This is a genomic window from Nocardia sp. NPDC024068, from assembly GCF_040638875.1.
Taxonomy (GTDB): Bacteria; Actinomycetota; Actinomycetes; order Mycobacteriales; family Mycobacteriaceae; genus Nocardia.
On record NZ_JBEZYU010000025.1, the window covers coordinates 1 to 21,483 of the forward strand.

A 21,483-nucleotide genomic window follows, 5' to 3' on the forward strand; every position below is an offset into this window, starting at 1 on the left:
CCTCGAAGCGCATGTGGCGAAGCCACGAGTCTCGAGGGCTGACAGCAGACGCCAAGAGGGCCGAACCCCGCGCGCGCCAGCGCGCCAATAAACACCGACTGGCGGTGATCGGTTCGTCGCTCTATTGTTATCTTCGGTGTGTCTGGGCGCCGGATCGTGATCCGATCGTGTACTTGTGACGCGTGGCTGTTGTTCACCTGTTGCACACGTCGGTGACATCGGCCGGGTTCAGCATTTTGGCGACGTAATCGGAGCGTCCCATCTGGGGCCTGGGTCGACTGGAGCAGTATGCAATTCAAGAGGGTTGCCGCGGCGATGAGTGCCTGCGCGGCGGTCGCGTCCGGATTGGTTTTCGGCGGTTCCGCGGCGAACGCGGCCCCCGGTTGCCCGAGTCTGTATGTCGTGGCGATTCCCGGAACCTGGGAAACGGGGCACGATAAGCGTCCTTCGCCGGGCATGCTGGCCCGGGTGACCGATGATCTGCCCGATTCGGCCGAGGTCGCCTACGTCACCTACGCCGCCACCGCCTTCCCGTGGGAGGGCGACGTCTACGGTGCCTCCAAGAACGAAGCGGTGAGCAACGCGCGCGGCATGATCTCGGCCATGGCCGAGCGCTGCGGTGCCACCGATATCGCGCTCCTCGGCTACAGCCAGGGCGCCGACGCGGCCGGTGATCTGGCCGCGGAGATCGGTACCGGCCTGGGCCCGATTCGCCCGGAACGGATCTCGGGCGTCGGCCTCATCTCCGATCCGCGGCGTTCACCCTCGGATATCCAGGTCGGCCCGGCCGCTCCCGGTGCCGGCGCGGGTGGGCCCCGGGTCGGCGGGTTCGGCTGGCTCAGCGACCGCACCCGCACCATCTGCATTCCCGACGACCTGTACTGCGCTACCGCGCAGGACGATTTCGTCACCCGTTTCGCCGGTTTCCTCGCCCAGAGCTCGGATCCCAGCCCCGCCAACATCTGGCGCTACCAGATGGAGGTCGGCGCGATCGTCAGCGATCTGATGACGCAGGGCGGGCTGCCCACTCTGCAGGCCCAGCTTTCCGATGGAGCCAACGAGAAGCGGGTCAAGGATCTCGAGAGCTTCTACCGGTCCGAGTCGCATCATTCCTACGGGAGCTACCGGGTCGGCAACGGTCAGACCGCGCTGTCCTGGATGCATAACTGGGTTTCGGATATGGCCTGATCAGCGCGATATATTGCGTGGCAGCAGTTCCCAGACGTGTCCGTTCTCGTTCACGGTCGCCGCACTGCGGCGGCCGGTGCGCGAGAACAGGATCCGGGTGATCGAGCAATAGTCGATGGGGAAGGTCAGCGGCCGGTCCAGGCCGAGGATCTCCTGAAGTGTGATGTTGATTACGCCGCCGTGGGCGAACACCACCACGGTGTCGGCCGCGGCGGTGGTGGACGCGATTTCGGTGACAGCGTCCCGCACCCGTTCCCGGAAGGCGTCCGCGTCGACCTGTGGCGGCAGATACCCGGCTTTGATCCGATCGTAGGTGTCCCGGAACTCGACCTTGGCGTCCTCGATCGGTATGTAGGACGGTAGGTCGCGGTCGTATTCGGCCAGCCCGTCCACCGTCTCGATATCGAGTCCGAGATCGGCCGCGGTGCGGGCCGCGGTCTCGCGGGCCCGGCGTTGCGGACTGCTGACGACCCGAACGATCCGGTACAGTTTCAGTGCGCCCGGTACCCGTTCGGCCTGCTCCACACCGATCGGCGAGAGGCCGGGGTCGGCGGCTGTCTCTGCGTTGTCGACCCGCAGGGGCTGGGCATGGCGAACGAATATCAACTGCACGGGTCCACTCTGCCGCATCACGGCCGGCCACTTTCCACGAGGTCGGGGCCGCTCACGGCGGGTCGGTGGTCCGAACGGACAACGGCCCGGCTCACCGTGGTGAGCCGGGCCGTTGTGGTTGCGGCAGTTCCTAGTGACCCGACGGCGGGTACGGCGGCTGACCGCCCTGCGGGGGGTAGGGGTTGTTCGGGTCGGAGGGGTATCCGCCTTGCTGGGGATAACCGCCCTGCTGCGGGTATCCGCCCTGCTGGGGATAACCGCCTTGCGGGTATCCGCCCTGCTGGGGGTATCCACCCTGGGGGTATCCACCCTGCTGCGGGAACCCGCCCTGCGGCGGCTGTCCGGGCTGGGGGAACTGGCCCGGCGCGTTGTTGTCGCTCTTCTTCTTCCTGGCCAGCAGGATGATCGCGACGATCACGACCACGACGAGGACGCAGCAGATGATGCCGACGAGCCCGAAACCGCCGCCGCCCTTGCTCTTGCCCTTCTTCCGGGCGGCCTCCAGATCGGCGACGGACGCGAGGACGTCGGTATTCGCCCAGGCGGAAAGGTCCACCTGGCTCGCGTGGGTCAGCAGGTCGACGTAGCTCACAATCAATCCCCGTTCCGAGAAGTGGGGCCCCTCCTCCTGGGGCCGAAGTCACACCACCGTACTTGCCGGGGGGCCGGTAGGAAACTCGGACGCTGCGGGATTATTCGGGCCGGACCGGGTCACCGGCGCCGGACCAGGGGGAACAGCTGCGTCTCGCGGATCGTCCGCCCGGTCAGCAGCATGATCACCCGGTCCACGCCGAGGCTCAGACCACCCGTCGGCGGCATGGCGTATTCCAGCGCGCACAGGAAATCCTCGTCGAGTTCCACGGTGGCGGGTCCGCCGCCGGCCGCGAGCCGCGACCGTTCGGCGAGCCGGCGGCGCTGCTCCACCGGATCGGTGAGTTCACTGCGGCCGGAGGCGAGCTCGATGCCGTGCGCCACCAGATCCCAGCGCTCGGCCAGCGTCTCGTCGTCGCGCCGGGGCCGCGCGAACGGCGAAATCCCGGCCGGGAAATCGGTGTAGAAGGTGGGTTCGCGAGTCGTTTCGACGACCAGTTTCTCGTACAGCGCGTAGGCGACCCGGCCTCGATCCCAGGCGGGCTGATAGGCGATATCGGCCTTCTCGCACAGTTCCCGGAGGTCGGCCAGCTCGGTGCGGGGGGTTATCTCCGCACCGATCTCCTCCGCGAGCGCCCGGTACATCGAGCGCACCCGCCATTCGCCGGAGAGGTCCACGGCCTCCAGTGAACCGTCCGCGGTCGGGCGCATCGCGATGAGCGAATCGTTGGCCGCCAGCGCGGCCTGCTGGATCAACTGGCGGCACAGGGTCATCACCCGGCGGTGATCGCTATGGGCCTCATAGGCTTCCAGCAGGGTGAATTCCGGCAGATGCCGGGAATCGGCCCGGGTGTTGCGGAATCCGGGGCCGAGCTCGAAAACCTTCTCCACACCCCCGACGCACAGCCGTTTCAAAGACAGGCCCGCGGAAACACGGAGATGCAGGTCGGTGTTGTCGGCGTCGAGATGCGTGCGCATACCGCGCGTGAACGCGCCGTCGCGGCTGTTGCGCAGGACCGGCGTGGTGACTTCCAGGAAACCGCAGTCGTGCAGGACGTCGCGTAGTGAACGCACCACGGCGCTGCGCCGGGCCAGCAGGTCGCGGGCGTCGCGGTCGGTCATCAGGTCCAGATAGCCGCGCCGCATCCGGAGTTCGGGATCGCTGAGCCCCCGCCACTTCTCGGGCAGCGGGCGCAGGCATTTGCCGAGCATGCGCCAATCCGCCACCAGCAGAGACAGTTCGCCGCGCCTGCTGTGGCCGAGCTGACCGCTCACCGACACCAGATCACCGAGGTCGACGAGTTCGCCGAACTCGGCGCAGCGTTGGGTGCCGAGCCGGTCCCGGTCGAGCAGCAGCTGGATATCGCTGGTCCAGTCCCTTACGACCGCGAAGATCACCCCGCCGCAGTCGCGTAGCCGCAGCACCCGGCCGGAGACGCGGACCGTGGTGCCGCGCGGGGCCCGTCGCGCGGCGGCGACGGTATGGGTCGGTGGGAACGGCAGAGGGTAGGGGTCGATATCGGCGGTGGCCAGCCGGTCCAGTTTGCCGGTCCGCACCCGGACCTGTTCGGGTCGCGGGTCGCGCGCGGGTACGGAGTCGGGATCGGTGACGGTCACCGTGGAGACGGGAGGGGTGACAGCGGTGTCCGGCGCGGCCCGGTGGGTTCCGGTATGGGTGAACGCCGTGTTCTTGCGGCCGAACCGGGGCAGCAGTCCTTCGGCCGCCGCGGCGGCCACCGCGATCGCCGGCAGCGCGCGGCGGTCGGCGCACAGCACGAAGCGGGGAACCCACTGCGGTTGGTATCGCATACTCGCCCGGTGCAGCTGGGCGAGCTGCCACCAGCGCGAATACGCCAGCGGTACCGTGCTCGCTCCGCGCGCCAGCGCCGCCACCCGGCCCGGTATCGACCGGACGCCGTGAGCCGGGCCGGTTGCGGCCGGGTATCCGGCCGCCTCGAATACCGAGCGGAATACGGTGAAGTTCAGTGAGATCCGGTGCACGCCGTGCTGTTCGGCGTGTAATGCCAGTTCGGCGATCAGGAGGTCGGTGATCTCCTCGGTGGTATCGGGGGAGCGGCGGATCAGTTCCAGCGTCGCGCCGGTTCGACCCCACGGCACCAGCGAAAGCAATCCGAGTAGCCGGGCGTCCGCGTCCAAGGCCTCGACCAGCAGGCAGTTGCCGTCCTGGCGGTCGCCGAGCCGGCCCAGGGGGAGCGGATAGGCGCGTTCACCGGCACCGGGGTAGCGGCTTTCGGCGAAGACGGCCAGCTGTGCCAGTTCGGAGGTGGGAATATCGCGCTGGCGGCGGATCCGGACCGTCATGCCCTGTTTGCGGAGCCCGGTGACCACGGCGCGGACCGGCTTCAGTTCCGGGGTGGCGAGCGAGAAGGTTCTGCTGTCGAGTACCGCCTCGGCTCCCGCCGGTACCGGTACGAGTCCCGCGCGCCGGTAGATCGGGACGGCGGATTCGCTTGCCCCGATTACCGCGACCGTCCAGCCGAACCGCTGGGCATGACGCTGCCAGGCCTCGACCGCCTGCGGCCAACTGTCGCGGGCGCCGACCGGATCGCCGAGGGCCAGGCAGATTCCGTACTCGACGCGGTAGCCGATGGCCGCCCGGCCGTTGGGTGTGAAGACGACGGAGCGGTCCCGGCGGGTCGTCGGATAGTCGGTGGAACCGGCGGGGTCCGGACCGTCGAGCAGGGCGCGCAGCGCCGATTCGTCGCTTTCGGTGAGGGCGTACTCGTCGCGCCGGGTCCGGTTCAGGACGAACGCGGTCGCGCCGAAGACGAGCACACCGAACAATCCGATCGTGAACTGGACCTGGAAGGGGAGTGCACCGGCGAGAGTTTCCGTGCGCAGCACCGGGTTCACGGTGAGCCCCGCGAGCACCCACAGCACGCGCTGACCCCCGGATACCACGGAACCGGGGAACGCCTGGACCAGGCACCAGCCGAGGACGGCCGCCGCCACCCAACCGGCGGCCAGTGCCGTCACCGCGGGACGCAGCGAGCAGCGTCTGATCCGCGCGCCGAACCGGGCCCGGCTCGCGAGCAGCACAGCGAGCATCAGCAGATGCGCGAGCAGCGCCACCGCGGCGTGGCGATCCTGATGGCGGACGATATCGAGCAGATTCACCGGCAGCCAGCTCACCAGGTACAGCACCAGCGCCCACCAGGCCGGCCGTTTACGTCGCGCGAGTCCGATCGCCAGCGTCGCGGCCGCGGCCGCCCACAGCAGGCTGGTTGCCGGTGCGCCGAGATAGTAGTGGTCGAGATAGCGTCGTGGTCCACCCAGCAGCGTGGACAGGGCCGGCGAACAACTCCACAGCAGGCAGGCCGCGGCGAGAACACCCGAAATCAGCGCGGTGACGCGCGGTATCGCGCCGAATCGCCCGGGTGTTCTGGATCGGCCCGGTGTTTCGAGGTGTTGCGGCTCTTGCGTGGCTATCACCGTTCCAGTCTGCCGCTCACGGTGATCGAATCAGTGCTGTGGCCCGGCGTGTTAGGGCCGGATCGGCCCGGATCGGCACGTATTGCCCTGTGCGCGGGCACGGTTGGCCGATATGGGAAAGAGTGTCCCGGGCGTGGCGGGTGAGCCGATCGCGAAATGCCGGATTTGTCTTAATTGTTCGAGACCGGTGCGCGGTTCGGCACGCCAATACCCCGGGCCGGTCGGAATGCCCGGCGACCGGGGGAGTAAGCATGTGAGTATGCCGGATCCAATCGATGTGCCGATCGACGACGACACCATACGGCTCGGGCAGTTCCTGAAACTCGCCAACCTCATCGAATCGGGGTCGGAGGCCAAAACGGTGATCTCGGCCGGATTGGTACGCGTCAACGACGAGGTCGAACTGCGCCGCGGACGGCAGCTCCACCCGGGCGACGTCGTCGGCCTGGCCGGACATCTCGCCCGGGTGGGCGGAGGCTAGTCCCGGGCCGACCGTCCGCGCCGGTAGGGATCAGGCCTGCGCGCGAACCACGATGCCGTCGTGATCGCTGTAGAGCATCTCGCCGGGGTGGAAGGTCACGCCGCCGAACTCCACCGGAACATCCTTTTCGCCGCTACCGGTCTGGGTGCTCTTGCGCGGGTTGGTGCCCAGGGCCTTGAGTCCGATATCGAGCGTGCGGAGAATGGCCGAATCACGGACGGCGCCGTTGACCACGACACCGGACCAGCCGTTGTCCACCCCGCGTCCGGCGATGATGTCGCCCACGAGCGCTGTGTGCAGACCGGCGCCGCCGTCGACCACGAGCACCCGGCCCGCCCCCGGTTCACTCAGCGTCTGCTTGACCAGCAGGTTGTCCTGGAAGCAGCGGATGGTGGTGATCGGTCCGGAGAACGCCGGACGGCCACCGAACTGGATGAACTGGGTATCGCAACTGCGGATATCGGGTCCGATCTCGTCGGCGAGATCCGCGGTGGCCACCTGCTGCTCTGAATCGGTCACGTTCCCGATTGTGCCGGTTGCGCGGTGGCAGCCGCCAGCGACCCCCCGCGCCTACGTACTGCTCCCGCGCTAAGTGCGATACCGCGCGTTGTACATGTCACGATCATGCGAGGAGAACTTCTGCCGGTCGACCAGGTCCGGGTCCAGGCCGTGCTGGACCAGGCGGTAGCGCCGCCACACGTAGCAGAGGGAGATGGCGAAGATGATCAGCGGAACGATCATCATCACGATGATCCCGAGCTTGAGCGTCATCGGGCCGGGGTACAGCAGGATCAGCACGAAGAACGGGATGATCGGACCGATGAAGCGGATCAGGTAGCGCTCCATGGCCCCGTGGCCGCAGAGATCCTCGACGACCCATTCGTGCAACTCCACGGGAAGTTCGCGGCCCAGATCGTAGGCGATCCGTTGCTTGAAGGTCGGCTTTTCCATAGCTCCAGGCTATGCCTGTGTGAAACAGCTCACCAGGGTTGATTCCGCACGACGCGGCTGTCAGGCCCGGCCGTGCCGCGATTCGTAGGCCAGCCGTTCGGCCTCGGCGCGGCGGCGTACGTCGATATCGGCCAGATCCGGGTCCAGCCCGTGCTTGACCAGCCGGTTCCGCCGGAACACATAGGTCAGTGCGACCGTGAAATAGATCAGCGGCAGCAACAGCAGGCCCAGCATCGACAGACCTATCCACAGCGGCCCCGGGACCAGCAGGAACGGCAGCAGCACCAGCACGATCGGAACCAGCATCCGGAGTAGATACCGCCGGGTCGCGCCGGGGCCGGTGAGGTCCTCCAGTACCCAGTCCGAGTACTCGGACGGCAGCGCGCGGCCACAGATGTACCCGATCCGCTGGAACGGGTTGGGAGAGGCAGCTCCGGCACGCATGGCCCCAGGTTATCCGCTGATCGCCAGCGACGCCGCCAGCCCGAACGCCGTCGCCATCACCGAGACCTCCAGCACCGCCCGCCGCAGCGACCCCTCGGCCGATATCCGGTGCCCGCCGGCCGCCACCACCCAGGTGCGGCGCCACCACCAGCCGAGGACCAGCAGTACGACGAGCAGCAGGGTCTTGGCGACCATGATCCGTCCGTAGCCGGTGGTGAAGAACGGCGTGATCCCGCCGACCCTGATCAGTCCGTTGAGGACACCGGTCACCGCGATCGCCGCCACCATCGGCATCGCGATCGCCGAATAACGTGGCAGCGCCGAGGCCCAGCCGCCGCGGCCGCGCACCACCAGGGCCAGTGCCAGTAGCAGACCCAGCCACATCGACGCGGCCAGGGCGTGCACCCCGGCCAGCATCGAGCCGAACGCCTGTTGTGACATATGCCCGGTTATCGGCCGCAGGGTCACGGTCACCGCGGCGAACACCAGCACCAGATCGGGGGTGCGCTGCCGTGGCAGCCGGTAGGCGAGAGCCGCGTAGCCGGCGACGGCGGCGGTACCGAGCAGAATCGCCACGCCTATCTGACCGCCGCTGATCCGCGCCAGATAGGTGCCGAAATCGGCCGGGCCCAGACCGCCCACACCCGTGCCGACCACCTCGCCGGCGGCGAAGATCAGCACCCCGAACTCCAGACAGCACCAGAGCCCGGCCAGTGCCGCCAGCATCCGCCACGGCACCTCGAACCGGCCGTCCAGCCGGGGCAGCGCCGCCAGCCCGAGTACGGCCGCCCCCGCCATATCGGCGCCGAACCGCACTGTCGCGTCGACCGGGACGTCACTCAGAGCCCAGGCCAGCAGCACCCCGAGCAGGCCCGCCGGGATTACGAATACGAGCCGGGCCCGCTGGTCGGGCCCGCTCGGGGTACCGCGTCTCACCGCTCGTTCTTGCCCTTGCCCAGGTTCGACCCGAACAGCGCGAACGCCAGGCCGCCGCCGAACAGCACCAGCGCACCCAGGATGTACACCCAGACCGGCACACCGCCGCCGGAGTCGCTACCGGAACCAGCGGCATCGGCCGCCGGACCCGGTGTGCCGCTGCCCGGGGCGCTCAGGGTGAAACTCTGCTCGCCGTCCACGACATGCCCATCGGCCGAGGTCACCCGGTAAGCCATCCGATACACCCCGGCGGGGCCCAGTTCACCGACCTCGACGCTGATGTTGCGGCCGTCCACGACCGGATCACCCTTGGACCACAGGTTGCCGTCCGGCCCCACCACGGTCATGGCGGGGAAGTTCGGTTGCAGCGGCTCGTTGAAGGTGAGGGTGGCGCGGGCCGGTCCGGCGTCGAGCGTGGCGCCGTCGGCCGGGTCGCTGCCCACGACCGTGGAATGCGCCGCCGCCGGTCCGGCGGCGAGGCCGAGGCCCAGGCCCAGCAGACCGGTCACCAGTGCGACCAGTCGCAGCGCCCGGTTCATCGCCGGCTCCGGAGCACCGCGCCGACACCGGCGCCCAGCGCCAGCGCGCCCAGGGCCAGGCCGATGCCGCCGAGCCAGCGGGCGGTGGTGTCGGCGTCGCTCGCGGTATCGGCGGCCGCGGTGGCTTGATCGCCGTGGTCGTGTCCCGAATCCTGGGCGCTGCCGGCCGTGAGGGTCACGACGGGCGCCGGATGATCGACCGAATCGTGGTCACCGGTCTCGTTCCAGCGCACGACCTCGCCGTCGCTGTAGGTCTGCTCGGCCGGGAAGGTGAGCGTCTCGGTTTCCGGGAACGGCCCCAGCGAGACCACGAAACGCTGGAACTCGCCGGGACGGATTCCGGGCGAGCCCGGGGCCGCGGTCCAGGTCACGGCCGTGATCTTGTCCTGGTCGTTGCGGTCGACCTTCGCGGTCCAGCCGGGCAGCGGCTCGGTCCGCGCGGAGGTGAATTCCGGGACGGTGACCTTCACCGAGGTCGTGCTCGCGGTATCCGATTCGGTCGGCACGCTGAAGGTGGCCACGGCGGACCGGCCGGGTGTGGCGTCCGGGGCCGAGACGGAGACGTGCGCGGCGGCGGTGCCCGCTCCGGCCAGGACGAATCCGGTGGCGACGGTGGCGGTCAGGCCACGACGCAGGACAGGGGAATACCCGTGGGGCATGGGTCGAATACTTTCTCTCCGAAGGAAATGGGTGCGTAGGTGCCGCCGCGCGCGGGTGGCGCGCGCGGTCCGGCCGCCCCGTTCGGAGCCCGGTGATCCGGGGTCGGGAGAGTCGCCGTCGCGAGGCAGCGAGGTGCCCAGGGCAGGGGACGTGAGGAGCCGAGCAGCACTCGGAGAACCGCCGAAGCGACCCGGTACAGCTGCTCGGCGGCGGTGATGGCGACTGCGCAGACCAGCGTGGCGATCAGGTGCGCGGCGAACATCACCGATTGCGGTTCCGCCGCCTCGACCGGCGTGACGATGTGGTGATCGGTGAGCCCGGTCAGCGCCCAGTGGCCGATTCCCTGGCCGATCGCGAGGGGGAGCACCACACCGATTCGGGCCGCGAACCCGGAACGCGGCCGGCCGCTACCGGCGGCCGCACCGGCCGCGAACCCGGTCAGGAGTGCTGTGAGCAGCAATAAGGCCGCGCCCTCCGAGGTCGGGTATCCGCCGCCCGCGGCGCCGTGCGCGGCGAGGGCGAGGGCCCCGGTCGCCGCGCCCACCACACAGCCCCGCAGCGGCGCGGCAGCGGCGGACGTGGGCATCGGGATCTTTCGGAGGCGGCGGGCTCACCGTGCCCGGTGAGCCGGAGTGGACTGGGCACTGTCCATCGTGGCCGACGCGCCGGGGCGCCGGGCACTCGGGCCCGTCGGCGGCCCGCTCCGGGCCGATACCGGGGTCCGAACCGGTCCTTGCGGAGCCTCGGCACCGGGTTAGAGCGCGTTCGGGTCCCGGGTCTCGGATCAGGCGACGCCGAGACGCGCGAGGACGTCCGCTTCGATCCTGGACAGTTCGGTGGCGATCGAGGTGTGCACCGAACGCCGCCGCGCGGCCGGCATCTGATCGGCGGTGCGGACCGCCGCGGACAGGGCGTCGAGCCGGCTCCGGGTGGAACCGATGAACTGCTGGATGTCCTTGTCCTTGCCGGCGTTGCCGTTCGCGATCTTGTCCAGGGCCGCTTCGGTGTTGGCGATCCGCGCCTGCAACCGGCCGCCGTGCCCGGGGTAGTCACCGAGCCGCTCCACGCCTACCCCGAGCCGGCGGGCCCGGCGGGCGTCGAGCTGCCCGCGCAGGTAGGTGGCGCCGCGGTAGGCGAGTGGGGCGAGCACCGGAACCAGCACCCGGGCCACCCCGATGTACTTCTTCACCTGTCCCGGGGCGAAGGGATCCCGCTCGGCGCGGGCGGCCGTTTTGAGGGCGGCCTTCTCCTCGGCCTGCAAGGCGGCGACCTGGGCCTTGGCGACCTTGCGCTGGGACCGGGCGTCGGCGCGGTGTCGTTTGCGTTCGTTCTTCGCGCCGAGTTTGGCCTCCACGGCGGCCTTGTGTTTGAGAGCCTTGGCCTCGGCCCGTCGACTCGGCCGCCGTTTGCGCTTGGTGAACAACCCCATCGAAGGCCCTCCGTCATGCTGGTTCGCTACGGCGATACGACACGAAAACCGCACCGTTCACCCGTGTCACACGGTTCGCCGACACCCTATCGGTTTCCGGCCCCAACCCGCGACAGACTCCGCTCCGGCCGGTGTTCGCGCCGGGCGTCCGGGTGCTCGATTGGCCGGGGTGTCGGGGGCAGGGACCATACTGCTTGCGTGCAACCGGGCAGTGTCGACCGAGAAGATCACTCCGCCGCCGATGGCGAGCGGCGTGAGTTCCCCGTGCTCACGGGGCGGATCGCAGCGGGTGAGAGACCCGCGTTTCTCGACGCGAGGGGTCTGATCGGGTGTCGCCACCGGCTCGGCATGGATGCCGCGCACCCGGAAATGCTGGCCGAGGTTCGTGAGGACGCCGGGGTGGAGCAGCGCCGGGCCGCCGCGCAGGCGCACCGGGAACGGGTACGCGACACCCTGGTCGCCGCCGATCCCGAGAGCTGGGTGATCATCGACCCCACGCTGTCCGCCCGCGACCGGGCCGCCGCCACGATACGGGCCTGCGAAGCGGGGGCCGCCCGTATCTGGGGTGGGTTGCTGCCGCAGGAATCCGATACCGGCCGCCGCGGCGGCGCCGAGATCTTCCTGCGCGACGAGCGCGGCGGCTATATCCCGGTGATCGTCGTCAACCACAAGGTGACCGATCCGCGCCGTCCCGCGCCCGCCGAATTCCATCCGCTGACCTCGGATCTGCTGCGCTGGCATCCCGAACCGGACCGTGCCCGCAAACTCCGCCAGCAGCCGCGCGACCAGCAGCGCCTGGCCCACGTCTACCGGATGCTCGAGCGGCGGGGTCTGGCGCCGTCCACCCCGGTGGGCGGAGTCATCGGATTCCATTTCGACCGGATCCTGGTGCACGATCTGCGGCCCGTGCTCGTCGACTACGACAAACGCTATGCCGACCGGATCGCGGTGGTTCGCGGGCAGGCGCAAACCGTGCCCTCGAAGGTGCCCGAATGCCGTCAGTGCATCTGGTGGAATCGTGGTCCCGGTGGCGGCTGTCAGGCCTGGCTGAACGAGCATCGGGATGTGAGCGTGGTGGCGCCCGGGTCCCGCGCCGAGGTGCTGCGTGGTCACGGTGTCCGGACCATCGACGAGCTCGCCGGCTGGACCGGACCCGAACCCGAGGACTGGCAGCACGGTCCCTTCGAGGAAACCGTGGTCACCGCTCGTGCCTGGCTGGTCGACGCACCACTGGTACGCCGGTTCGACCGGGTCTGGGTGCGGCGCGCCGATGTGGAGGTGGATGTCGATCTGGAGAGCTACCAGGAGGACGGCGCGTACCTGTGGGGCACTCTGCTCGACGGTGTGTACCGGCCCTTCGTCACCTGGGATCCGCTGCCGACCGAGGACGAGGGGCGGTCCTTCGCGGAGTTCTGGGTGTGGCTGATGGGTATCCGTGACGAGGCGGTGGCCGCGGGCAGAACTTTCGCCGCCTACTGCTATTCGCGTTCGGCCGAGGACAAATGGCTCTACGAATCCGCGCGCCGGTTCGCCGGGCGGCCCGGCGTCCCGACCGAGGCCGAGGTCACCGCGTTCGTCGACTCGATCCAGTGGGTCGATATGTTCCAGGCCGTCACCGATCAGTTCATCTGCCCGAGCGGTAAGGGGCTCAAGAAGATCGCACCCGTCGCCGGTTTCGCGTGGCGGGATCCGGAAGCCGGTGGGGAGGCATCGATGAGCTGGTACCGGCGGGCCGTCGGATACGACGACGCCCCCGATCTCACCCAGCGCACCCGGTTGCTCGAATACAACGAGGACGATGTGCGGGCGACCGCCGTGCTGCGCGAATGGATGAACCCGACCACCATCCGGGAACACTGCGCCGAACGAGAGGTACCCGCGCTCAGCGATTTCGCCGGTCCTCCGGGGAACTCGCCCGACCTGTGGACGAGCGGCGCACAGGCTTGATTACCATGGTCCACCGTGACTGAGCACGTCGAACAACTCGAGTTCCAGGCCGAAACTCATCAGCTGCTCGAGCTGATGATCCACTCGGTCTACTCCAACAAGGACACGTTTCTGCGGGAGCTGATCTCGAACGCTTCCGACGCGCTGGACAAGCTGCGGCTGGAGTCCTACCGGGACAAAGATCTGCATGTCGATACCGACGACCTGCATATCGAGCTGGAGGTCGACAAGGATCAGCGGATCCTGACCGTCCGGGACAACGGCATCGGAATGTCGCGCGCCGAGGTGGTCGATCTGATCGGAACCCTGGCCAAGTCCGGTACGGCCGAACTTCGCCGGAAACTGAACGAGGCGAAATCCGATGCCGCCGCCGAGGAACTGATCGGCCAGTTCGGGATCGGCTTCTACTCGACATTCATGGTGGCGGACAAGGTCGTGCTCACCACGCGCAAGGCGGGCGAGAGCACCGTCACGCGCTGGGAGTCCGAGGCCGGGTCGGGCACCTACACCATCGAAACCCTCGACGAGGGCCCGCAGGGGTCCGCGGTGGCACTGCACCTCAAGCCGGCCGATGCCGAGGATCACCTTTTCGACTACACCCAGGAGCACAAGCTCCGCGAGATCGTCAAGAAGTACTCGGATTTCATCGCCTGGCCGATCCGGATGCAGATCGAGCGCACGGTGACCGAGGGGGAGGGCGAGGATCAGCAGGAGAAGACCGTCGTCGAGGAGCAGACGCTCAACTCGATGAAGGCCCTGTGGACCCGCCCGCGCGGTGAGGTCTCCGAGGAGGAGTACCACGAGTTCTACAAGCACGTCAGCCACGCCTGGGACGAGCCGCTGGAGACCATTCCGCTCAAGGCCGAGGGCACGTTCGAATATCAGGCGCTGCTGTTCCTGCCCTCGCAGGCGCCGTTCGACCTGTTCACCCGGGAGCACAAGCGCGGTGTGCAGCTCTACGTGAAGCGGGTGTTCATCATGGACAACTGCGAAGAGCTGATGCCGGAGTATCTGCGGTTCGTCAAGGGCGTGGTGGACGCGCAGGATCTGTCGCTGAACGTCTCCCGGGAAATCCTGCAGCAGGACCGTCAGATCCAGATGATCCGCAAACGGCTGGTCAAGAAGGTGCTGAGCACCGTCAAGGATTTGCAGGGCGCCGAGGACCAGGCGAAGTACCGCACCTTCTGGCAGGAATTCGGCCGCGTCCTCAAGGAGGGCCTGGTCTCCGATTACGACAACCAGGAGACCATCCTCGAGGTGTCCTCGTTCGCGTCCACGCATTCCGACTCCGAGCCGACCACCCTCGCGCAGTACGTGGAGCGCATGCCGGAGGGCCAGGACGCGATCTACTACATGACCGGGGAATCCCGTGAACAGGTGGAGAAGTCGCCGCATCTGGAGGCGTTCCGCGCCAAGGATCGCGAGGTGCTGATCCTCACCGATCCGGTCGACGAGATGTGGGTGGGCTCGGTACCGCAGTTCGACGGCAAGACGTTCCAGTCGATCGCCAAGGGCGAGGTCGATCTGGAAACGGAGGAGGAGAAGAAGGAATCCGAGGCCCTGCGCGAACAGCAGGACAAGGATTTCGCCGAGGTGCTGACCTGGCTGGGCAAAACCCTCGAGGACAGCGTCAAGGAGGTCCGCCTCACCTCGCGTCTGACCAGTTCACCGGTATGCCTGGTGGGTGACGTCTTCGATATGACCCCCATGCTGGAACGGATGTATCGGGCCTCGGGTCAGGAGCTGCCGCAGTTCAAGCGGATCCTGGAGCTCAACCCGACCCATCCGCTGGTCACGGGTCTGCGCGACGCGTACGACACCCGCAAGCAGGACGCCGACGAGGGTAAGGTCCCCGAACTCGCCGAAACCGCCGAACTGCTGTACGGCACAGCGGTTCTCGCCGAGGGCGGCGAGCTGAAGGATCCGGCGAAGTTCGCCCAGATCCTCGCCGACCGGCTGACCCGCACCCTGTGATCGAGACGGAGGCCGCGCCACGTCGCGCGGCCTCCGCTTCGTCCGAGGACCCCGCTCACCACCACCGCGTATCCCGGGAGCCGGCACTGCTGGCGTCGTGCGCCGCCGGGCGGACGGTCGGCGTCTCCGAACCGATTCGTGCGCAGAGGGTTTCGCCTGGGCGAATCGCTTGTGTTCTGTAATGCGTCAAGGGGTGTAGTCGATATAGATCTCCGGGACACGCGAATCGTGTTCGGATAGGAGATCGATTATGTCGACCACCAGTGCGGCGCGCCGCGGATCGCGCCACACCTCGTTTCGGATCGCTTTGCTCGGCGTGCTGTTGGCCGCCCCGGCCCTGGTGGCGATACCCGCGACGGCAGCACCGGGTGAGGCCCCGATCACAGCGCGCTTCGCCACCGTTTCCGATGATTACGACGCCTTCGGCTATGACGCATTCGGTTACGACCGCCACGGTTACGACCGCAAAGGGTATGACCGGTTCGGTCGCGACCGCGACGGCTTCGACGAGGACGGCTACGACCGGTTCGGCCGGGATCGCGGCGGCTACGACGAGGACGGGCTCGACACTTTCGGGCGTGATCGATCCGGTTACGACCGCCACGGCTACGACCGGTGGGGTTACGATCGCCGCGGTTTCGACCGCGAGGGCTACACGTCCTCGGGATGCCGCATCGACGGCAACGACCGGGAGTCGGCAGACCGCGCGGTCTGCGATGCCTGGCGGGCGCGCCTGGCCGACCGGCAGCGCCCGCCGACCGGCAGCGCCGGCTGACACGCAATCGGTACGCGGCACCCGGAACACAACGCCCGCCGCCCGGGATTCCCGGGACAGCGGGCGTTGTTGTTGTACGGCCTGAGGACTACCGCGGCGCCATACGCAGCGCGCCGTCCATGCGGATGGTCTCGCCGTTGAGGTAGTCGTGTTCGACGATGTACTGCGAGAGCTGCGCGTACTCGTCCGGGCGGCCCAGGCGGGACGGGAACGGCACACCGGCCTCCAGGCCCTGGCGGTATTCCTCGGTGACACCGGCCAGCATCGGGGTGTCGATGATGCCGGGGGCGATGGTGTTGACCCGGATGCCGAACTGCGCGAGGTCACGCGCGGCCGGGACGGTCATACCGTGCACGCCACCCTTGGACGCGGAGTAGGCGATCTGGCCGATCTGGCCCTCGAACGCGGCGACCGAGGCGGTGTTGATGACCACACCGCGCTGGCCGGCCTCGTCCACGGTGTCGGTCTTTGCGATGGCGTCGGCGGCCAGGCGCATCACGTTGAAGGTGCCCAGCAGGTTGACGGTGATCACCGTGCGGAACAGCTCCAGATCGTGCGGGCCGTTCTTGGACAGGATGCGACCGGCCCAGCCGACACCGGCGCAGTTGACGACGATGCGCAGCGGAGTGCCGGACTCGACGACCTTGGCGACGGCCGCCTCGACCTCTTCATGGTTGGTGACATCAGCGGCGAGCAGGGTGACCCCGTCGGGCACGTTGTCGCCGGCGCGCTCGATCGACTGCGGTACGTCGAGCCCGAAAACGGTGGCGCCCAGATCGGCGAAACGCTTGGCGGTGGCGGCGCCCAGACCGGACGCGCCCCCGGTGACGATGGCGGCGGAACCCGAAATCTCCACGATGGTCCTCTCGTTCGTGACTGGCCAGTTGGCCTGACGTCAATTGCACCCTAACCCCTGAGTGCCCGGCCTTCGTGGACGGTCCCCTTGCGCTTATCGGTGATCGATGCTCACTGCCGATCCTCGGACCGTGCCTCCTCGATTCCGGCCGGTCCGGCCTCGGAAACGAGTACGGTCCGGCCGCGAGAACGGCTGGTCAGCAGCCATAGGACACTCCCGGCGGCAGCCGGCACCAGCAGGGCGAGACCGATCGCCGCCGGGACCCCCAGGGCGGGGGCCGCGGTGGTCAGGCCGGTCAGTGCGCCGATGAAGAGGAACAGCAGCCCGGATCCGAAGCCGATGGCGCGTTCGGGCAGATGTTTGCCCACCAGGATGCCGACGGCGATGGCCAGCGCGTCCGCGGCGACCATGCCGATGGTGGATCCGAGCCAGACGGCCGCCCAGTTGTTGTCGGTGGCCAGCGCCGCGGTGGCGAACATGGTTCGGTCGCCGAGCTCGGCCAGCAGGAAGGCGGACAGGACGACGAAGAATGGCGCGGTGGTGACCAGCCGGGAGGCGGGGGGCTCGTCCTCGCCGGAGCCGCCGGTGACGAGTTCACGCAGGGTCCACACCCCGACCGCGAGGAAGGTCAGCGCCGCCACCACCGCGATCGCCGCGGTGGGCAGGGCGGCGCCCAGGAAGTGGCCGATCGCCACGGAGATCACATGCACCGAAGCCGTGGCCACGGCGATACCGCCGAGGACGACCCACCAGCGGTACCGCAGGGCGAACGTCAAGGCCATGAGCTGGGACTTGTCACCCAGTTCGGCGAGGAAAACGATGCCGATGGCGAGTCCGATGGTGGCGATCATCTGAAGGGCTCCCGATCATCCGGTTCGCCGGCCGGATTCGGGGTCGTCTCCGGCCGACAACATCACTGCTGTCCGCCGAAGGTCTCGCCCACCGGGTTCTCCGGTTCACGCGCCCGGACTCACCGGCGAACGGTGGGTCAGTATGTCGACCGCGTGATTGGGGGCTACTCCCCTTCGCTGTCGGCAACGATACCGCATCACCTACCGTGAGACAACGGTCAGGATTCCAAATACCCACCGTGACAATATGTTTGGCGAGGCTTCCGAGTGGTTGAGGGTACCCTTAAATATCAGGTACGGGCAGCCGGAAGATCCTGTTGGCATCGTCGTGGCAAACATCTGCTCGCGCAGGTACGGGCCCGTTTCCGGTAGCTGAGGTGAGGGTCGCCGGGCCCGGTGCCACCGGCGGTCCGCTGTTGCGATGAGCCCGGGGAAGGAGTCGTTCGCGCCCTGAACGCCGCGATCGCAGGCTGCTTGCTCGGGGTGCTCGCCGATGGCGGGCGCGTCGGGACGGTGTGGGGACCGGGTCGATTCAGCGATGGGATCGGCACGCCGGAGGAGTGTCGGCGGCCGGTCCCGCATGGACTGTCCGGCCCGTTGCCGGTGGGTCAGGCCGCTGCGAGCAGCATGGCGAGCACGGCGGTATCGGGGTCGCTGATCGGATCCAGCCCGATTCGGCTCACCAGCGAAGTGACGGTGCCGTCGGCTTCCGCCTCGGCCCAGGCCGCACGGTGTTCGAGGCCCAGATGGGGTATTCCCGGCAGCAGGACGCACCCGGATGCCGCGCCGCTGCATTCGGGCAGCGAGGGGTTGGTCTCCTGGGGTGGATGCAGCATGAACAGGGCCGGTGGGATGTGTTCGGCGAAGCGCCCCGGTTGCACACCGTCCTCGCCGAGGACCGGACCTTCGGAGATCACCAGTCCGACGGTATCCGGTGCGGGATCGTCGGGCAGTTCCTCACGGACCCCGAATATCGTCGAGGTCGACAGCAGGCCCGGCATCGAGGCCACCCGGACCGCCAGGACCAGCAGTTGTGACCATTCCTTGGTGGTATCGGGCCAGCGGCCCGAGATCACGAACCCGCGCAGCGTGCCCGCGGCGTGGAACGGCGTGACGCCTATCGGAGCGTTGCTGCGCATAGTGCCTCCCGTACGGATACCCGGGGGCGGCCCTGCCCGTCCTCGAACTATGTGAAAGACGAGGATCCCGCAGAAGTTGTCTGGCACACAAGTACCAGAGAGTGCCAGATCGCGCGGCGAACGCGGAAAAACCCGCGGACGACGGTCCGCGGGTTCCTGTCGCGCTACCCGGATGGGCAGGCGATCAGCCGAAGATGAGGCCCTTGGCCTGGCTGGTGGCCTTGGTGAAACGCTCCTGGACGTCGGCCCAGTTGACCACGTTCCAGAAGGCCTTCACGTAGTCCGCCTTCACGTTCTTGTACTGCAGGTAGAACGCGTGCTCCCACATATCGACCTGCAGCAGCGGAATGATACCCAGCGGCACGTTGGCCTGCTGGTCGTAGAGCTGGAAGGTGAGCAGCTTCTGGCCGAGGGTGTCGTAACCGAGCACCGCCCAGCCCGACCCCTGCAGACCGTTGGCCGCGGCGGTGAACTGCGCGCGGAACTTGTCGAACGAGCCGAACTGGTCGTCGATGGCGGCGGCCAGATCGCCGACCGGCTTGTCGCCGCCGTTGGGGGAGAGGTTCTTCCACCATATGGAGTGGTTGACATGACCGCCGAGGTGGAAAGCGAGGTTCTTCTCGTTCAGGAAGATTGCGCCGTGATCGCCGGCTTCGCGCGCGGCTTCGAGCTTCTCCAGTGCGGTGTTCACACCGGCCACATAGGCCGCGTGATGCTTCGAGTGGTGAATTTCGTTGATCTGCCCGGAGATATGCGGCTCCAGGGCGGCGTAGTCGTAATCCAGATCTGGCAGCGTGTACTCAGCCACGATGTCCCTTCCTTGTCGGGTCGAGTGCTCCCTGTGCGGGATGCTCCCGACCATTCGTACACCCGATCGGTCCAACTCGCCCCGACACCCCACCATTCCATATCGGAGCAAACCCGACCATTCCGGACCGAACCCACAGGTGCGTACCCCGTCTCGCCCGATACATGCTCTGCGGTGCCCGAAGGGATCGAAAAGAATCAGAAAGCGCGCTACCCGGGGTCGCGGGGAGAGCGCTCGATCCACGCGTGGCCGGCGGCCGCGTAGCCCGTTTCGCGGTGCGGAAACCGGGATGGAAACGGCACGGCCCGCGGCCGCCGGCCCGGTGGGCCGATGGACGCGGGCCGGCCGGGTGCGTTTCCGGCGGCCGGGCTCACAGCGGGGGCGCGATACCGGGGTGGGTCGCGCGCGGGTCGCCCTTGTCGTGGGCCGCCCACCAGCGCTCGGATCCGGACACCAGTTCCGGCAGCGGTATCTCCGTGTCGTCGGAGCGGTGCGCGGTGACCGTGTCGAACCAGACCCGGATATCGAGTTCCCGCGGGTCGATGCCCTCTTCCTGGGAGAACTCGAGGACATGGCGGGCGATCCGGGTGTCGATGGTGGTGTCGAAACTGAGCAGCTCGCTCCACAGCGCCCAACCACTGTCGTCGAGGTCGATGAACTCCCAGCCGTGCAGCCGGCTGCCACCGAAACTGAACACCGCGGCGCCGAGTCCGGACAGTTCCAGCGGCAGGACCCGTGGTTCCAGATCGTCCCAGCGCTGCATCCGCAACGAAGCGGCAATTCTCGTGACCCCGTGGAAGACCAGCCGCACCCGGGTCGGCTGGGTGGAGGTGGCAGACCCATCCGGAGCGATGCCCGGTATTTGCTCCGGCAGGCTGAGCACCTCGAGCTCGAGCTCTAGGCGTTTGCGTTCGGAATCCACTTCCAGTCCCAGACATCCGGCCTCCGACAGTGCTTTGTCGAGGCCGGCCACGTCCAATCCATCGAGTAACCCCCTGGTTGATGTCATGGCGCCAGATTACCGAGGTCAGTGCCTGGATCTCGGGATTTTGCCGTTTTGAAATCCCGATGGAACCGAATGCGGGTGCCCGGCGTCCAATTGGTTATCGGGTCACGCAACGGGGCGTGGCCCGAGCCGGTGACCGGGCGGTCGCTCCGGGATTGGTGGAGGGGAGTACCGGATCGGCCGTTCGAGTCCGCTGTTACCGCAGGTCATCCGGCATATATCGAGCTATCTGGCATAATGGTGCGCTGAATGATAGCTGATACCAGAGGCTCTGGTTGTGAGTTATATGCATTAGTTATGAATCCGGTGGATTTGTTGTCGATGTCCGGATGATCCATCGCGCTTCGGCATCCATTCGGCGAACCATCGGGCGTGTCCGGCGTGTCGGCGCGCGTCGGCCGCGGGCCGATACATCGGCCGCGTGCGGCGCGGCTCTCACCGGAGCCGGGCAGGGGTCCGGGGGGTTATGGCAGGATCTGAGGAGTGAGCTTCGGAGTCCCGTCGGTACCGGTCGAGTCCGTACCGGCAGAATTCGACCGTCCGCCCGGGGAAGCGGCGGCAGCCGTCCTGCTCGATGTGCGTGAGGACGACGAATGGCAGCTCGGCCATGCGCCGGGTGCCGTGCATATTCCGCTGTCCGATATCCCGGCTCGCTTCGGCGAACTGGATCCCGATGCCGAACTGTATGTGGTGTGCCGTCAGGGCGGCCGGTCGCTCGAGGCCGTGAAATATCTCATGACGGTGGGATACGAAGCGGTGAACGTGGTGGGCGGAATGGTGGCCTGGCAGCAGACGGGCCGTCCGCTGACCGGCGAGGGTGACGAGCCCGCGAAGATCTACTGA

At 68.0% G+C, this 21,483-nt stretch carries 22 protein-coding genes; 6 read left to right on the top strand and 16 right to left on the bottom strand.

Going from position 1 to position 21,483, the window contains the following annotated elements:
- Window positions 1-288: 288 nt before the first annotated feature.
- Complete coding sequence (locus AB0F41_RS19385) at window positions 289-1,188, top strand: cutinase family protein (RefSeq protein ID WP_357425630.1); 900 nt, start codon at window positions 289-291, stop codon at window positions 1,186-1,188.
- Here the strand turns inward: AB0F41_RS19385 and AB0F41_RS19390 are convergent, their stop codons facing one another.
- The 3 genes from AB0F41_RS19390 to lysX all read right to left on the bottom strand — a co-directional run bounded on the left by AB0F41_RS19390 (window position 1,189) and on the right by lysX (window position 5,844).
- On the bottom strand, window positions 1,189-1,800 hold the full coding sequence (locus AB0F41_RS19390; RefSeq protein WP_357425632.1) for a histidine phosphatase family protein: 612 nt from the start codon (window positions 1,798-1,800) through the stop codon (window positions 1,189-1,191).
- Between the two features lie 130 nt (window positions 1,801-1,930).
- The gene (locus AB0F41_RS19395) at window positions 1,931-2,392 is read right to left on the bottom strand and encodes a hypothetical protein (protein ID WP_357425634.1); all 462 of its coding nucleotides are present in this window, start codon (window positions 2,390-2,392) and stop codon (window positions 1,931-1,933) included.
- A gap of 119 nt (window positions 2,393-2,511) precedes the next feature.
- Complete coding sequence (gene lysX / locus AB0F41_RS19400) at window positions 2,512-5,844, bottom strand: bifunctional lysylphosphatidylglycerol synthetase/lysine--tRNA ligase LysX (RefSeq protein WP_357425636.1); 3,333 nt, start codon at window positions 5,842-5,844, stop codon at window positions 2,512-2,514.
- 259 nt (window positions 5,845-6,103) lie between these two features.
- Here lysX and AB0F41_RS19405 point away from each other — a divergent pair, with 259 nt between their 5' ends.
- Window positions 6,104-6,325, top strand: a complete 222-nt coding sequence (locus AB0F41_RS19405; RefSeq protein WP_357425638.1) for an RNA-binding S4 domain-containing protein — start codon at window positions 6,104-6,106, stop codon at window positions 6,323-6,325.
- Between the two features lie 30 nt (window positions 6,326-6,355).
- Here AB0F41_RS19405 and rraA read toward each other — a convergent pair whose 3' ends face one another.
- The 8 genes from rraA to AB0F41_RS19445 form a co-directional block, all read right to left on the bottom strand.
- Window positions 6,356-6,844, bottom strand: a complete 489-nt coding sequence (rraA, locus tag AB0F41_RS19410; RefSeq protein WP_357425640.1) for a ribonuclease E activity regulator RraA — start codon at window positions 6,842-6,844, stop codon at window positions 6,356-6,358.
- A 69-nt stretch (window positions 6,845-6,913) separates the two neighbouring features.
- Window positions 6,914-7,276, bottom strand: coding sequence for a DUF5313 family protein (locus AB0F41_RS19415; protein ID WP_357425642.1), 363 nt, complete (start codon window positions 7,274-7,276; stop codon window positions 6,914-6,916).
- A gap of 60 nt (window positions 7,277-7,336) precedes the next feature.
- The gene (locus AB0F41_RS19420) at window positions 7,337-7,720 is read right to left on the bottom strand and encodes a DUF5313 family protein (protein WP_357425644.1); all 384 of its coding nucleotides are present in this window, start codon (window positions 7,718-7,720) and stop codon (window positions 7,337-7,339) included.
- Window positions 7,721-7,729: 9 nt separating this feature from the next.
- Complete coding sequence (locus AB0F41_RS19425) at window positions 7,730-8,656, bottom strand: CopD family protein (protein ID WP_357425646.1); 927 nt, start codon at window positions 8,654-8,656, stop codon at window positions 7,730-7,732.
- Window positions 8,653-9,195 (bottom strand): copper resistance CopC family protein, encoded by a 543-nt coding sequence (locus tag AB0F41_RS19430; RefSeq protein ID WP_357425648.1) that lies wholly within the window; start codon window positions 9,193-9,195, stop codon window positions 8,653-8,655. Before AB0F41_RS19430 ends, AB0F41_RS19425 begins: the two co-directional genes overlap by 4 nt.
- Window positions 9,192-9,854: a YcnI family protein gene (locus AB0F41_RS19435; protein ID WP_357425650.1), complete on the bottom strand. Its 663-nt coding sequence runs from the start codon at window positions 9,852-9,854 to the stop codon at window positions 9,192-9,194. The genes AB0F41_RS19430 and AB0F41_RS19435 overlap by 4 nt, the downstream gene beginning before the upstream one ends.
- Window positions 9,815-10,441, bottom strand: a complete 627-nt coding sequence (locus AB0F41_RS19440) for a hypothetical protein (protein ID WP_357425652.1) — start codon at window positions 10,439-10,441, stop codon at window positions 9,815-9,817. The genes AB0F41_RS19435 and AB0F41_RS19440 overlap by 40 nt, the downstream gene beginning before the upstream one ends.
- Window positions 10,442-10,639: 198 nt before the next feature.
- Entirely contained in the window at window positions 10,640-11,284 is a 645-nt protein-coding gene (locus tag AB0F41_RS19445) for a DUF6474 family protein (RefSeq protein ID WP_357425654.1), read from the bottom strand.
- Between the two features lie 279 nt (window positions 11,285-11,563).
- Here AB0F41_RS19445 and AB0F41_RS19450 point away from each other — a divergent pair, with 279 nt between their 5' ends.
- The 3 genes from AB0F41_RS19450 (at window position 11,564) to AB0F41_RS19460 (ending at window position 15,980) form a co-directional block, all read left to right on the top strand.
- Window positions 11,564-13,231, top strand: coding sequence for a TM0106 family RecB-like putative nuclease (locus AB0F41_RS19450; protein WP_357425758.1), 1,668 nt, complete (start codon window positions 11,564-11,566; stop codon window positions 13,229-13,231).
- A gap of 15 nt (window positions 13,232-13,246) precedes the next feature.
- On the top strand, window positions 13,247-15,205 hold the full coding sequence (gene htpG, locus AB0F41_RS19455; RefSeq protein WP_357425656.1) for a molecular chaperone HtpG: 1,959 nt from the start codon (window positions 13,247-13,249) through the stop codon (window positions 15,203-15,205).
- A 250-nt stretch (window positions 15,206-15,455) separates the two neighbouring features.
- A complete protein-coding gene (locus AB0F41_RS19460) occupies window positions 15,456-15,980 on the top strand; it encodes a hypothetical protein (RefSeq protein WP_357425658.1) in 525 nt (174 codons plus the stop codon).
- An 88-nt stretch (window positions 15,981-16,068) separates the two neighbouring features.
- On the opposite strand, the gene AB0F41_RS19465 is transcribed toward AB0F41_RS19460, so the two are convergent.
- From AB0F41_RS19465 to AB0F41_RS19485, 5 genes are all read right to left on the bottom strand, one after another.
- A complete protein-coding gene (locus tag AB0F41_RS19465) occupies window positions 16,069-16,836 on the bottom strand; it encodes an SDR family NAD(P)-dependent oxidoreductase (RefSeq protein ID WP_357425660.1) in 768 nt (255 codons plus the stop codon).
- 110 nt (window positions 16,837-16,946) lie between these two features.
- A complete protein-coding gene (locus AB0F41_RS19470) occupies window positions 16,947-17,687 on the bottom strand; it encodes a TMEM165/GDT1 family protein (protein WP_357425662.1) in 741 nt (246 codons plus the stop codon).
- 608 nt (window positions 17,688-18,295) lie between these two features.
- On the bottom strand, window positions 18,296-18,826 hold the full coding sequence (locus tag AB0F41_RS19475) for a peptidase (RefSeq protein WP_357425664.1): 531 nt from the start codon (window positions 18,824-18,826) through the stop codon (window positions 18,296-18,298).
- Between the two features lie 184 nt (window positions 18,827-19,010).
- The gene (locus AB0F41_RS19480; RefSeq protein WP_357425666.1) at window positions 19,011-19,634 is read right to left on the bottom strand and encodes a superoxide dismutase; all 624 of its coding nucleotides are present in this window, start codon (window positions 19,632-19,634) and stop codon (window positions 19,011-19,013) included.
- A 370-nt stretch (window positions 19,635-20,004) separates the two neighbouring features.
- Window positions 20,005-20,643, bottom strand: a complete 639-nt coding sequence (locus AB0F41_RS19485) for a hypothetical protein (protein WP_357425668.1) — start codon at window positions 20,641-20,643, stop codon at window positions 20,005-20,007.
- 480 nt (window positions 20,644-21,123) lie between these two features.
- Between AB0F41_RS19485 and AB0F41_RS19490 the strand changes: the two genes are divergently transcribed.
- A complete protein-coding gene (locus AB0F41_RS19490; RefSeq protein ID WP_357425670.1) occupies window positions 21,124-21,483 on the top strand; it encodes a rhodanese-like domain-containing protein in 360 nt (119 codons plus the stop codon).

Bases quoted from the DNA above. Each gene is read 5' to 3' on its own strand.
- AB0F41_RS19460 (WP_357425658.1), top strand. From the start codon at position 15,456: ATGTCGACCACCAGTGCGGCGCGCCGCGGATCGCGCCACACCTCGTTT.
- AB0F41_RS19440 (WP_357425652.1), bottom strand. From the start codon at position 10,441: ATGCCCACGTCCGCCGCTGCCGCGCCGCTGCGGGGCTGTGTGGTGGGC.
- AB0F41_RS19430 (WP_357425648.1), bottom strand. From the start codon at position 9,195: ATGAACCGGGCGCTGCGACTGGTCGCACTGGTGACCGGTCTGCTGGGC.
- AB0F41_RS19475 (WP_357425664.1), bottom strand. From the start codon at position 18,826: ATGCGCAGCAACGCTCCGATAGGCGTCACGCCGTTCCACGCCGCGGGC.
- AB0F41_RS19405 (WP_357425638.1), top strand. From the start codon at position 6,104: ATGCCGGATCCAATCGATGTGCCGATCGACGACGACACCATACGGCTC.
- AB0F41_RS19485 (WP_357425668.1), bottom strand. From the start codon at position 20,643: ATGACATCAACCAGGGGGTTACTCGATGGATTGGACGTGGCCGGCCTC.
- AB0F41_RS19445 (WP_357425654.1), bottom strand. From the start codon at position 11,284: ATGGGGTTGTTCACCAAGCGCAAACGGCGGCCGAGTCGACGGGCCGAG.
- AB0F41_RS19420 (WP_357425644.1), bottom strand. From the start codon at position 7,720: ATGCGTGCCGGAGCTGCCTCTCCCAACCCGTTCCAGCGGATCGGGTAC.
- AB0F41_RS19415 (WP_357425642.1), bottom strand. From the start codon at position 7,276: ATGGAAAAGCCGACCTTCAAGCAACGGATCGCCTACGATCTGGGCCGC.
- AB0F41_RS19470 (WP_357425662.1), bottom strand. From the start codon at position 17,687: ATGATCGCCACCATCGGACTCGCCATCGGCATCGTTTTCCTCGCCGAA.
- AB0F41_RS19385 (WP_357425630.1), top strand. From the start codon at position 289: ATGCAATTCAAGAGGGTTGCCGCGGCGATGAGTGCCTGCGCGGCGGTC.
- AB0F41_RS19435 (WP_357425650.1), bottom strand. From the start codon at position 9,854: ATGCCCCACGGGTATTCCCCTGTCCTGCGTCGTGGCCTGACCGCCACC.